Origin of the sequence: Kitasatospora sp. NPDC057738 (genome assembly GCF_042798815.1) — a bacterium.
Classification (GTDB): Bacteria; Actinomycetota; Actinomycetes; order Streptomycetales; family Streptomycetaceae; genus Kitasatospora; species Kitasatospora lactacystinica.
The window spans coordinates 1-12,269 of the sequence record NZ_JBHVJT010000046.1 but is presented as its reverse complement, the minus strand read 5'-3'; the positions used below and the strand labels follow the sequence as shown (position 1 = coordinate 12,269).

Annotated in this window: 10 protein-coding genes and 1 pseudogene; 6 read left to right on the top strand and 5 right to left on the bottom strand. The window is 71.8% G+C overall.

From position 1 onward, the window contains the following. Positions 1 to 206 precede the first annotated feature (206 nt). Positions 207 to 443, top strand: a complete 237-nt coding sequence (locus ACFVGO_RS24070) for a hypothetical protein (protein WP_359903680.1) — start codon at positions 207 to 209, stop codon at positions 441 to 443. A gap of 450 nt (positions 444 to 893) precedes the next feature. Continuing rightward, positions 894 to 1,286 (top strand): annotated as a pseudogene (locus ACFVGO_RS24065) (transposase); the annotation flags it as partial. Here the strand turns inward: ACFVGO_RS24065 and ACFVGO_RS24060 are convergent. Next, positions 1,283 to 1,813, bottom strand: coding sequence for a MarR family transcriptional regulator (locus ACFVGO_RS24060; protein ID WP_359903673.1), 531 nt, complete (start codon positions 1,811 to 1,813; stop codon positions 1,283 to 1,285). The pseudogene ACFVGO_RS24065 and the gene ACFVGO_RS24060 overlap by 4 nt on opposite strands. Before the next feature lie 109 nt (positions 1,814 to 1,922). On the opposite strand from ACFVGO_RS24060, the gene ACFVGO_RS24055 reads away from it, so the two are divergent. Continuing rightward, positions 1,923 to 3,422, top strand: coding sequence for an MFS transporter (locus tag ACFVGO_RS24055; RefSeq protein ID WP_380633940.1), 1,500 nt, complete (start codon positions 1,923 to 1,925; stop codon positions 3,420 to 3,422). Positions 3,423 to 3,553: 131 nt separating this feature from the next. Here the strand turns inward: ACFVGO_RS24055 and ACFVGO_RS24050 are convergent, their stop codons facing one another. From ACFVGO_RS24050 to ACFVGO_RS24040, 3 genes are all read right to left on the bottom strand, one after another. Then, entirely contained in the window at positions 3,554 to 3,985 is a 432-nt protein-coding gene (locus ACFVGO_RS24050; protein WP_359903668.1) for an Imm1 family immunity protein, read from the bottom strand. Between the two features lie 1,245 nt (positions 3,986 to 5,230). Then, entirely contained in the window at positions 5,231 to 6,049 is an 819-nt protein-coding gene (locus tag ACFVGO_RS24045) for a hypothetical protein (RefSeq protein WP_359903665.1), read from the bottom strand. A 142-nt stretch (positions 6,050 to 6,191) separates the two neighbouring features. Further along, complete coding sequence (locus tag ACFVGO_RS24040; protein WP_380633937.1) at positions 6,192 to 6,431, bottom strand: hypothetical protein; 240 nt, start codon at positions 6,429 to 6,431, stop codon at positions 6,192 to 6,194. Positions 6,432 to 7,227: 796 nt separating this feature from the next. Between ACFVGO_RS24040 and ACFVGO_RS24035 the strand changes: the two genes are divergently transcribed. Next, a complete protein-coding gene (locus ACFVGO_RS24035; protein WP_380633935.1) occupies positions 7,228 to 7,851 on the top strand; it encodes a hypothetical protein in 624 nt (207 codons plus the stop codon). A gap of 96 nt (positions 7,852 to 7,947) precedes the next feature. Here ACFVGO_RS24035 and ACFVGO_RS24030 read toward each other — a convergent pair whose 3' ends face one another. Next, entirely contained in the window at positions 7,948 to 8,433 is a 486-nt protein-coding gene (locus tag ACFVGO_RS24030; RefSeq protein WP_359903656.1) for a hypothetical protein, read from the bottom strand. Between the two features lie 771 nt (positions 8,434 to 9,204). On the opposite strand from ACFVGO_RS24030, the gene ACFVGO_RS24025 reads away from it, so the two are divergent. Together ACFVGO_RS24025 and secD are read left to right on the top strand one after the other, a co-directional pair. Further along, positions 9,205 to 9,615 carry a hypothetical protein gene (locus tag ACFVGO_RS24025; RefSeq protein ID WP_380633932.1) on the top strand — a complete coding sequence of 137 codons (411 nt, stop codon included), beginning with the start codon at positions 9,205 to 9,207 and terminating at the stop codon, positions 9,613 to 9,615. Positions 9,616 to 9,791: 176 nt separating this feature from the next. Further along, positions 9,792 to 12,125 carry a protein translocase subunit SecD gene (gene secD / locus ACFVGO_RS24020; RefSeq protein ID WP_380633930.1) on the top strand — a complete coding sequence of 778 codons (2,334 nt, stop codon included), beginning with the start codon at positions 9,792 to 9,794 and terminating at the stop codon, positions 12,123 to 12,125. Positions 12,126 to 12,269 lie beyond the last annotated feature (144 nt).

Below are 12,269 nucleotides of genomic sequence, written 5' to 3'. Positions count from 1 at the left end.
GGGTGGCGGGGGGGGGGAAGTGGGGGGTGCGGCCGGACTGTCCGGGCCGCAGTGCCGACGGTTCGGGGGGGGGGGGTCGGGGGGCGGCGCCGACGACCACCCGCAGCCGCGCTGCTATATTGAACACGTTCAAACTTGATGGGCGGGATCCGCTCCGGGATCCGCTCCGAACTCGGCCAGGGGGACACGTGGCACCAGGAAACGGTGTGGATGTGGCGGCGCGCGCAGTGATCACCGTGCTCACAACCTGGGCGACACTCGTCGCGCTCCTTCTCCTGCCGACGCTGCTGCCGAATCGGTGGCAGTACTACATCTACTCGCCCGCCAGCGTCGCACTGTGGATGCTGTCCATGCTCGTCGGTCCGGCCCTGGCATGTGCGGGCAACCGGCAATGGATCCGCAACGGCGTACGGAGAGCCGCAGCCGGCGGAAGCCGGACCTGACCGAGCGGATCCGCCGCCGAACGCCGTCGACCACCCGAGCTGCGCACTGCGCTGTTCAGCCGGCAGGACCGATGTAGATCCACATGCCGATGTAGAGCGCGAACACGATCCCCGCCAGGGCGGCGAGAACCATCACGGTCCCCAGGCAGCCCTTCAGCAACCTCTTGTCGAGCACTCCGGTCCCTCCGTCTCACCTCGTGCCACCACGCTAGGAGTGCGACTCGGACCGGCGCCTGAGTAGCCGTACGAGCCCCACGACCGCGACGACCCCTTCGAGGACCGCCGACTGCCGCAGCAGATCGGCTGACAGGTCCGCCGAGCCGACAAGAGACAGCCTCGTGAACCGACACGAGCACCGTGGTCACGGCCTCACCGCGCCCGACTCCTACCCGTTCTCAAGGCACCTCCACGGGCCGCCGCAACCGGTTCCGCCGATGCTGCACGCGGCCTGCACGGGTGATCGACGCCAACAGCAGGTTCGTCGTTGCCGTCGGCCTTCCTGTGCCCGTCAACCGCAACGACTGCCGGGCCTTCACCGAGTCCGGTGTCGATCTGGCCTGCCGCGACGCCCCGGTACCGGCCGACGGCGGCTACCAAGGCACAGGACTCTCATGCCGCACCGCCGGCGCCCGGGCCAGGAACGTCCGACGCCTCGACAGGAAGCCGACAACGTCGTCCACCGATGGGCACGAGCCCGCGTCGAGCACACCTTCTTCCGCATGAAGGACTTGGAAGATCCTCCGCGAATGCTGCCTGCGCGGAACCGGTGTGCATCACGCCGTGCTCGGCATTGCCCGCCTCCACAACCTCGCGCTGGCCCGCCCCACCCGGGGCGGCCTCTAGCGCCGGCGGTCCCCGAGGGAGCCGGGGGGGCACGGGGCCACCGGGCTCCGCTCGGCGAGGTGGGCGTCCATGGTGGCGTTCAGATCGGTGATGAACTGCTCGAACTGTTGCAGGAGTTGTGGCGGGTAGGGGGACATCGCGGCGTCGAGGCGGTGGGCGAGCGGGCCGAAGAACTCGTCCGCCCGCTCCTGGATGTGCGGGCCGCTGCGCAGGGTGACGATGCGCCGGTCGGAGTGCTCGCGGGTGCGGACGATGTGTCCGGCCGCTTCGAGGCGGTTCAGGAGTGCGGTGGTGGCGCCCGTGGACAGGGAGATGCGCTCGCTCAGCCGGGCCGGTGACAGCGGAGTCCCGCGTTCCTCGGCGGCGGCGATCTCCAGCACCGCGGTCGCGTCGGTGGAGTGCAGGCCCAGCCAGGCGGCGAAGCGCCGGCTGAGCTCGGCGTAGTGGCCGCCATAGATCCGCAGCCCTTCCATCAGCCGCTCGCGCCGCGCCGCGACACCGTCGCCCATCGCTTCCTCCACAGGCATTGCCACCTCGTCTCACCTGCCGGGCGTCCAGGTGGGCGGCCCGCTTTGACAACCTACCTCCACCAATTTACCTTCATCATGGAATTACTTCACCATGGAGGTATCTGGCGTGCGTGCCCCGTCCCCCACCCCCGACGAGACGACCGAGCCCCACCGGTGGCGATGGCTGATCCTGGTGGCGATGATCGTCGCGGAGGTCATGGATCTCCTGGACGCCTCGATCGTCAACGTGGCCGGACCGGACCTGGAGAAGTCCCTCGGTGCCGGTTCCGTCGGACTGCAGTGGGTGATCGGCGGCTACGCCCTCACCCTGGGCGCAGGGCTCGTGCTCGGCGGCCGGCTCGGCGACCGCTACGGACGGCGCCGGATGTTCCTGATCGGCCTGGCGGCCTTCACCGCGGCCTCGCTGCTGTGCGCACTCGCGCCGAACATCGAGTCGCTGATCGCCTTCCGCCTGCTGCAGGGCACCGCCGGGGCCATGCTCCTGCCCCAGGGGCTGGGTCTGCTGCGGGAGAACTTCTCCGGCCCCGAGCTGACCAAGGTCTTCGCGGTCTTCGGACCCGTACTCGGCCTGGGCGGCATCATCGGCCCGGTCCTGGGCGGCTTCCTCATCGAGGGCGACTTTTTCGGCCTGGGCTGGCGGTCGGTGTTCCTGGTCAACCTGCCCATCGGGCTCACGGCACTGATCGTCGCCGCGAAGTTCGTGCCGAAGCAGCCGGGCGACCGCGCGGTTCGGGTCGACCTGACCGGCGCCGCCCTGGTCGCACTCTCCTGCGGTCTGCTGGTGTTGCCGCTCAACCAGGGGCAGGAGGACGGCTGGCCGCTGTGGACATGGCTGTCCATGGCCGCCTCGGCGATCGGTTTCGCCCTCTTCGCCCTCCAGCAGCGCCGCACGGCCGCCGCAGGCCGCGAGCCGCTGGTGACCCCGGGCCTGCTTCGCAAGCCGGCCTTCACCGTCGGACTCGGCGGCATCGCCCTGTTCTTCGGCGGGCTCATCGGCACCCAGCTCGTGCTGACCCTCTTCCTCCAGATCGGCCGGCACTTCACCGCCGGTGAAGCGGGCCTGGGCAACCTGCCCCTCGCGGTGGGAACCGCGATCGGCGGCGCCGTCAGCGGCGCGTTCCTCGCGGACAGGATCGGCCGCAGGGTGCTACAGATCGGACCGCTGGTCCAACTGGCCGGCGCGGCCCTGTTGTGGGCCGAGCTCGACCGCCTCGACGCCGCCTCGTTCGCGATCCGGGACATCGCCCCCGGCGTGGCAGTGGCGGGCGTCGGCGCCGGCATGGTGATCGCCGCCCTGTTCAGCTTCATCCTGGCCGCGGTCGACGACGACGAGATCGGCTCCGCTTCCGGTGTCCTGTCCGCGGTCCAGGCAGTCGGCGGCTCCATCGGTGTCGCGGTCTTCGGCTCGGTGTTCTTCGCCCAGGCCAGGACCGGTGACTTCATCGACGGCTTCCACCGCGCCCTGATCGTCCAGGCATGCCTGCTGACGGTCTTCCTCGCGATCACCTTCCTCCTGCCCCCAAAGGGCCGCCCCGAAGAAGAACAGCACGGCGCCGCCACCGAGCCCGCCACCGGCTCCGACGCGGAGCAGCACCTCACCGCGTGAAACACAGCCGGGGAGAGCGCCCACGAAAGCCCCCTCCCCTGCACCGACACTGGCCAGCTGGGCAACCCAACCCGACCGCACGCCACGAGCAGAGCCCAGGCGAAGGCCACTGTTGGATTACGGGACGGCCTTCAGCCGTCAGGGAACCGCTCTTTCCACGGGACACATGTGGGCCGCTTCCCTCCCGAAGCCAGGAACTCCTCGACGGCATTTCGAACGATGTCGATCGAAATCTCAACCCGGTCCGAGAAATCGGTCCAGTGTCCGGCAAGATAGTACACCGGCGCATTCCTGGTTTCGGGACCCCCTGCGGAAATGACACTGCCCCCGCTATCGGCGAAGGCGACCACTCCGAGCTGGACCGCCCTGTCCACTCCGATCAGAAACTCGTGATCGGGCCATTCCGGCATCATCGAGGGGCGGTCCAGATGAATGATCTGGGCCAGGTTTTGGTGAACCGGCCCAGTCAGAAGATCCTCGATCAGGACACCGACCTCATCGACCGAATGAAGATAATCGGGCTCCACAATTCGATCTTCCCTGTACCGGAGTTCAGCTCGCATCGCCACTCCTTCCCCACTCAACCCTTCTTCTCATTCCCGGCAGTCCCGAAGGTCTTCGAATCCCGGCCGCTTCCATCCTTATTCGGGGAAGTGGACCGCGAGGCCCGTATTGTCATCCTCAAGGACTTCCTGTACGTGTTCACAACAGGCGCTGATGACATCGCCCCCTCCAGGTCGAAGAAATCGCTGATGCCTGCCGGCTGCCCGTGAGGCGGATCGTGTCCGCCGGACTGCGCGACCAGCTGGCCGCCGCACCCGCGCAGCCGCCCGCCGCGCACGACACAGAGGGGCCCCGCGGACCTTGTGGTCCACGGGCCCCTCTCGTTGCGCACGGCGGTTGTACCCGGACACACGCGCCCTGAGTCGGCTTCCCCCTGAGTGCCTGATGATGGGAGGGGCAGTGCTCGGATGAGGCGCAGCAGTGTGTCCCTGCACGCGGTCATGGCCAGGCGTCCCGGGAGCCGGGCTCCGGCCCGCCCTCCCAGGTACAGGGCGATGTCAGTGAGTTGAGCGGTGAGGGCGGTCGTGCGGCGAGCGTGTCGGGACGTCAGATCCGGGATCTGCTCGGCGAACGTCCGCTGCCCGCAGCGGTCGTTGCCGCACACCGGATGCCGCGCTCTGAGCTCCAGGCGCACCCGCCTGCCGGCTACGGGGCGATCTGCCAGTCGCCGCTTGTAGTAGCAGTGCAACCGCGACGATCTGTGCTCGCATCCCGGACAGGCGGCCGACGCCGCCACGGACCGTACGGCAAGGCGAACCTCGCCCTCCCCGACAATCATCGCTTCGATCTCCACCCCGACACCCGGGAAGAGCAGGTCAGCGACCCGAACTCCATCAGCCACGCCCAGGTGATGCCCACCTGTCTGTGGCCCCGCGCGAACCCCTCAATCAGCGACAGAGCCCGGAAGTTGAGCCAGAACCACGACTGGTGATTAAGCCAGGCCTCGGATGCTTCTCGTGGTACTCCCGGCTCAGCAGCACTGTCGGAGCCATACGGGTCTCATCGGCATCAACCTGAGCGGTCCTCGCAACGGCAACCGATGCTGCGCCCAGGAGCGGGATGACTGGCGAGTGGAAGAGTCTCGATCGGCGCATCGGGACACCGTAGGACGACTGGGTAGCTTGCAGAGAGTTATCGGATCGTATGCGTCGTCAACCTTCGGGTGTTCACCGGTTGCCTCGTGCGTGGACCAGGCCGTCGGACCGAGTGACAGGTGGTCGTTTCGCCTCACGGACGGCGTCCTGTCAGGAGCGGCCGAACCAGCGGTGCTTGGGCCGGGGCTGGGGCGTGGCGTTCTTCGCCGGGGCCGCGGACGGGTCGTCGTACTCGCGGGAGATCACCTGGATCCGGCCCGACTCGGGGTCGTGGCGCACGGTGTCGAGGCCCTGGCGGTCGAGTTCGGCGATGGTGTCGGCGTGGGTGGTGGTGTTCAGGGCGAGCATCCCGACCTTCGGGTGCCTCGGGCCGGGCTCGACCTCCTGGCCGAGCAGGATCTGCATCAGGCGGTCGGCGGAGGCCGAGGGCAGGTCCTCGTCCACGGCGACGTGCAGCAACAGGTGTTCCTCACCGCTGGCCCGCAACCGGGCGTGCGCCACCCACACCGAGCGGACGGCGGGGAACTCCCGGATCCGCCGAACCAACGCGTCGCGCAGGGCGACGGCCACCGGGTCGGTGGACCGACTGAGCTTCATCTCCGCTCCGGGCCCGCGGGTCGCCCAGTTCCGCAGCACCTGCTCGGGAAGGATCGCCTGACCGTTTCCGGAGCGGACCGCGAGTACGGTGACGCCGGTCTTCTCCAGGATGTCCCTCAGCCGTGCCGCGTCGCAGTGCACCGTCCCGGCGGCGTCCGGCAGCAGTTGCGCGCCGAGTGCCGCGTCGGTGAACGCGAGCAGCGTGGGCGACTGTTCGTCGTCGGGGAGAAAGATCACCGATCCGGTGTCGGTGACGGGAACGAACACCCCGCCCTCGAACAGCGCGGCGAGCACCGCCTCCGGAGCGGGCTCGTGCCCGTCCGTGCGGCGATCGAGAAGGTCGGCGAGACACACGTTCGAGTTGTCGATCACGCGTGCAGCGTAGTGCCCGGACTGTGCGGAGGCCGCGGGAACCGGCAGGCCGAGGGTGCCCTGGGTTCAAGGCCCCACGTGGTCCGCCGTCAGGTTCTCCGGCGAGGTACCGTGCCGTCGTGGTGGTGCTTGCGAACCGGCTCTACCGGAGGTCCCACTCCTCGCGGGGCAGGTAGTGCCAGAGGTCGAGCCATTCGTGCGGTAGGAAGAGCGGTCGGGTCGGTTCGATGTCGCCGACGCGTCGGGAGCGGATCGCGAGACCGTAACCGGAGACGGACAGGGCTCCTGCGCTGCTGTACCTCGGGTCGCCGCGGGCCGGTCGGTGAGCGAGCCGGTTCTCCACCACGTGCGGCAGGCCGCCGGTCAGCGGGGTACCGTCCAACCGGACCTGGGGGGCCGTTCTGCGCGCCCACGGCCACGCACGCCAGGCCGTTGCTCCTCCCGAAGAGGGCTCTGATGCCGGTGGTGGGGAACTCGGCGAGGGTGAGCGAGTGCTCGCCGCTCCCGGGATCGTAGGTGGACAGGACCATCCCGGTTTCGCGGAGGGTGGCGGCGATCTCCTGCAGGCTCATGCCGAGGTGCAGTGGGCCGACGCCGATGTACGGGGTGAACGTCCACTCGTCGTGGTGCGGCATCGTGGTCTGCCACGGGCTTCGGCGGTCCGGTTTGGCGCCCCGGACGGCTGTGGGCGGTTCGGGTGCCGGTCCGGGCGGTGCCGCCCGCTCGACTGCCGCCCGGGCCGGGTGCCACCGGCCGGGCGGCTCCAGGGCTGCGGTGTCCTCCGGCTGCCCGGCCGGCCATCGGGCCGCCCGTTCCCCGCCCTCGTCGAACGGGTCCCGCGCCAGTGCGTGTGCCCGCCCGGCGGCTGCGCGGCGTTCCTGCTCCACAGCGAGGAGGTCCGAGCTGCCCTCACCCCAGGCCTCCAGCCCTTCCCGGGCGATCCACCGGTAGTACGAGTCCGCACTCGGAGCCAGGACATCGCGAACGGCGGGCGCGTGCCGCGGGACGGACGCGGCGAGGACAAGGTCCGCGAGCAGCAGGGCGGTGGCCGCGACGGCTGCCTCCCGTACCCGCGGGTCCTCGTTCTCGCAGAAGGGCGCTACGCGAGCATGTAGCGCCGGCCGCACGGCGCGGGCGGCGGCCAGGTCCTGCGGCGTGCCGACGCCGTCCCGGACGTCGTGGCGGGCGAGGTCGGCGAAATTGGCCAGCCAGTTCAGCAGTTCCGCGCGCAGCGGCCGCGTGCCGGCTCTGCGCTCCCACCGGTCCTCGGCGAGGGTCCGCGGGTCGTCGAGAAGGGCGGCGACGACCAGGGCTGCCGGGGCGGTCGCCGGGAACAGCCGCTCCTGGTCGAGGAGCAGCCGGTACAGGTCCCGGACCGACCGGGCTCGGCGGGTTCGGTCGGCGGCGAGCAGCCCTCGGAGGATGTCGGGGGTGTCGGGCACATTGTGCAGGCCGGTACAGGAGTGCGGCAGCCCGTTCCAGCATGTACGGTCGCAGTCGTCCTCAACCCCTCCACGCCACGCCGGCTGGTCGACGCCGCGGTGGGCAGCAAGCTGGACCACGTCCGCTGGTGGGCCTTGCACCGGACGACCAGCCAAAAGCTGATGAGAAGCGCGGCGGCGTCCGCCGGCACGGAGAACCGGAGCTGGCTGGCCGGCAACCCGAACCTCCCGCTCGACGTGCTCACGGCGCTCGCCACGGATCCGTCGCAGGGCATTCGCTACAAGGTCGCCACCAACCCGATCTGCCCTCCGGAACTCCGGGAACGCCTTGTGGCCACCCTCGATCCAGGCCCCGCGTAGGGGAACACACCGTCCTCAGGTCCTCCAGGTGCCGCTGTGGCGGGCCTCGCTGTCATCGACGTGACACGGCGTGACACCCGTCATCACCGCGTCCCGTCAGCAGTCCGGGCAGTCGGTGGGGGCCGGCGGCTGCGGGAAGTCCTCCCGACCGTCGAGCCAGCCAGTGAGACGATCGGCCAGGGTGAAGTCCTCCGGGAACAGCGCGTGTCGTAGACACCGTACGTTCGGGTCCCAGCCCCACATGCGGCCTTCCGCGGTGCTGAAATCGACGAGGGACCAGATCGCACAGCCCCAGGTGAGCAGTGGCACGACCGATGTCGGATATCCGACTCCACAACCCTTGGCCCACTCCGAGTACGCCTCCAGAACCGGCGGGTCGTCGGTGTCCTCGGTCAGGGACAGGGCACCGCCCCATCGGCCGAACCCGCCATTGGCGACTTCGAGATAGATCCGCTTGAGCAAGAGCGGCATCGAATGCCCCACGACCGCTTCGAGTTCGGACACGGCCTCGGGAGGCGCGGGCGGAGGCAGCTCTCCGGCGTGGTGCTCCCGGAGCCTCTCGATGATCTCGTCATCCATCACGGGGCCTTCGTAGCAGGCATCACCGACACCGACCGTAACCCGGGCTCGGGCCTGGCCCGCCGAGCCCCGGCAGACCAGGACGCCGCACCGGCCTCGCTGATCCCGCGGTAGCGAAGGCATCGCACTCCGAGCGTCAGCGGACCGCGGCCGGTCCCGCCAGGCGCTCCCGTCCCCAACGACCAGGCCCAACACCCCTACCCCGCCGTGAGTCCGGGCCCCTGGCCGCCCCTCGTACCCCGCCCACCGAAGCGACACGGCGCGGCAAAGCGGAGGCGAAGTGGCAGCTGCCAGGGGGTCTGCCCGCCCACTGCGGTGGCTCATCGGCCACACCCGCACGGGGGGGTGACAGCCAGATCGACAACGCGGCAGAGCGGATGAGATCGGCCCCGTCCGTGCGGGGGGGTGACCCTCAGGCCTTGACCTCTCGCCAGGTGTGCCTCCCATCAGACCAGCCCGCGCGGGGGCGGCCCGGAGAACTGACGGATCGCCACCGATGCCGGAAATTGACCGCCTGCCCCGGTTCGGTGCGCGGGCAGCACAGCAGCGGACGCCCACTGATGGAGAGCACCGCGCGGACCCCCGCCGGACCGTGACCCCGGCCCCGGCCCCGATCGGTCCGGTCCAGTCCAGTCTGGTCTGGTCTGGTCCGGTCCGGTCCGGTCCGCCGCCCGAACGTCCCCATGCGGCTGCGCCGTCGCCTACAGTGAGAGCTTCTTGCGGACGGGACCGGGTGACGGCACGAGCGGGGAGGGGGCCGGAGTGGAGCGACGCGTGCGTCGGACCGCGGCGGCCGCGCTGTCCTGGGCGTTCCTCGCGGCCTGGGCCGTCTGCCAGGTTCTCCTCGGCACGGCAACGGGCGCGGCGCAGCCGGCCCCCGGCGCTCCGCCCGCCGTCACTGCCCCGGCCGCCCCGGCCGCTGTCCGGCTCGGTCCGGCGGGCGCGGAGGTCCGGCGCTCCGCGGACCGCCCCGGTTCCGATGTCGTCCAGCGGCAGTCGGCCGCCGCCGAGCCCGGTGTCCGGCTGCCCGCGCTCCCGCCGGCCGTGCTTCCGGCCGCAGGGACGGACGCCCCCCGGTTCCGGCCCGGGGTGTACGCCGCGGGTCCGCGTCAGGAGCGGGCGCCGCCGTTCGACCGCTACGACCCCCGCCACACCCGCGGTCCCCCCTCCACCCGGTCCAGCTGACGTCCCATCGCGCCCGCCGACCCGGGTGCCGCGGCCTGCCCGCGGCCCGGACGGGAGGGCTCCGGCCACCGTGCCCGGAGCGTTCCCGGCGGCGCGCCGTCCCCTCGCGTCCGCCCGTCCCGGGTGCGGCGTCCCCCGAGGACGCCCGGCTCCCGCGGACCGCCCGTGGAGTACCCATGCCTTCTCGCCGTACCGCGTTCTGGCGCGCGCTCGTCGCGCTCGCCGTCGTCGGTGTCTCGCTCTACGTCGCCCTGACCACCCCGCCCCGCCTCGGCCTCGACCTGCGCGGCGGCACCCGGATCGTCCTGGAGACCCAGGACTCGCCCACCGTCCGCGCCGACGCGGACGCCACCGACCGGACGCTGGAGGTGCTGCGCCGCCGGGTCGACGGCCTCGGCGTCGTCGAACCCTCGCTCGCCCGCGCCGGGGAGCGGCGCATCGTCGTCGAACTCCCCGGCGTCCAGGACCCCCGCGAGGCCGCCGGGGTCATCGGCCGCACCGCCCAGCTCACCTTCCACCCCGTCGTCGCGACCGCCGACGGCCCGGCCGGGCCCCCCGCGGCGGACGGGTCCCGGGTCCTCGCCGACCCCGGCCTCCCCGGCGGCCACCTGCGGCTGGGCCCGCCGGCGCTGACCGGCGACGGCGTCAAGGACGCCTCGGCCGTCCTCGACACCCGGACGGGCCTCGGCTGGAGCGTCGACCTCTCCTTCCGCGGCTCGGCCGGCGACGCCTGGGCCCGGCTCACCGGGGAGGCGGCGTGCGCCGCGCCGGCCGACCCCGCCCGCCGGGTCGCCATCGTGCTCGACGACCGTGTCCTGTCCGCCCCCGGTGTCCAGGACAGCGTGCTCTGCGGGCAGGGGATCACCGGCGGTTCGACGCAGATCACCGGCGGCTTCTCGGCCGACGAGGCCCGCGACCTCGCCGCCCTGGTCAAGGGCGGCGCCCTGCCCGTCCCGGTGACGGTGATCGAGCAGAGCACCGTCGGCCCCACCCTCGGCGCCGAGGCGATCCGGGCCAGCGCCCTGGCCGCGGCCATCGGCCTGCTCTGCACCGGGGCCTTCATCATCGCGGTGTACCGCCTGCTCGGCGTGCTGGCCACCGTCGCGCTCGCCCTCTACGGACTGATCTCGTACGCCGCCGTGGTCGCGCTCGGCACGACGCTCACCCTGCCCGGGCTGGCCGGCTTCGTCCTCGCCATCGGCATGGCGGTGGACGCCAACGTGCTGGTCTTCGAACGGGCCAGGGAGGAGTACACCGCTCCTCGGGCGGCCGGCCCCGGCAAGGAGCGCGACCTGCGGCGCCCGCTCCGCGTCGGGTTCGCGAAGGCATGGAGCGCGGTGGCCGACTCCAACGTGACGACGCTGCTCGCCGCCGGTCTGCTCTTCGTGTTCGCCACCGGCCCGGTCAAGGGCTTCGGGGTGACGCTCTCGATCGGCGTGCTGGCCTCGATGTTCTCGGCCATGCTGATCACCCGGCTGCTCGCCGAGTGGGCGGTGCGCCGGCCCGCCGTCGTCCGGCGGCCCACCCTGACCGGCATGGCCACCGTCGGCCGGCTCCGGACCCGGCTGACCCGGCGGCCGCCCCGGCTGATGCGCCACCGGCGGCGCTGGCTGGGCGCCTGCGCCGGCCTGCTGCTGCTCGCCCTGGCCGGGATCGGCGGGCGCGGCCTGGACTTCGGCGTCGAGTTCACCGGCGGCCGGGTGGCGCAATACACCGCCGCGCAGCGGGTCGACGCGGACGCCGCCCGCGCGGCGGTGGTCGGCGCCGGGTTCCCGCAGGCCGTGGTGCAGACCACCGGCGACACCGGCGTGTCCGTCCGCACCAAGGAGACCGGCGACGACCAGCAGCAGCGCATCCGGGAGGCGCTCACCGGCGTCACCGGCGAACTGTCCGTGGAGCGCGACGAACTGATCGGGCCGAGCCTCGGCAGCGAGCTGCGCGGCTACGCGCTGGCCGCGCTCGGGCTCGCGGTCGCCGCCCAGCTGCTCTACCTCACGATCCGCTTCCGGTGGACCTTCGCGACCGCCGCGGTGATCGCGATGGCGCAGGACCTGCTGCTCGTCCTCGGCCTCTTCGCCTGGCTGGGCAAGCCGGTGGACAGCGTCTTCCTCGCCGCGCTGCTCACCATCGTCGGGTACTCGGTCAACGACACGGTGGTGGTCCTGGACCGGCTGCGCGAGCTGCGCCGGACCGGGACGAAGGCGAGCTGGGCGGCTCTCGCGGACCGCGCCGTGGCGCAGACCCTCCCCCGGACGGTGAACACCGGCATGGGGGCGCTGTTCGTCCTGGTGGCCCTGGCGGCCCTCGGCGGCGACTCGCTCGCCGACTTCTCGGTGGCGCTGCTGGCCGGGGTCCTGATGGGCACGGCGTCGACGGTGTTCACCGCGATGCCGGTGGTCGTGCTGCTCCAGGACCGGTTCCCGGACCGGCCGCGGGAGGCCAGGGCGGCACGGGCTCCTCACGCGGCGGGCGCGGCGCGGGCGCGCGACCACAACGGGGCGGTGGTCTGAGCGGCGCCGGTTCGGCGGGGAGGCCGTGCGTCCTGGGAGCGGCCGGCAACCCGCCTGGGGGCGGCCCGTTGCCCGAGGGGGAGGTAGCGTGCCGAACGCACCAGCGGAGCCACACTTCTTCCATATCTCCCCACAAAAGGAAGA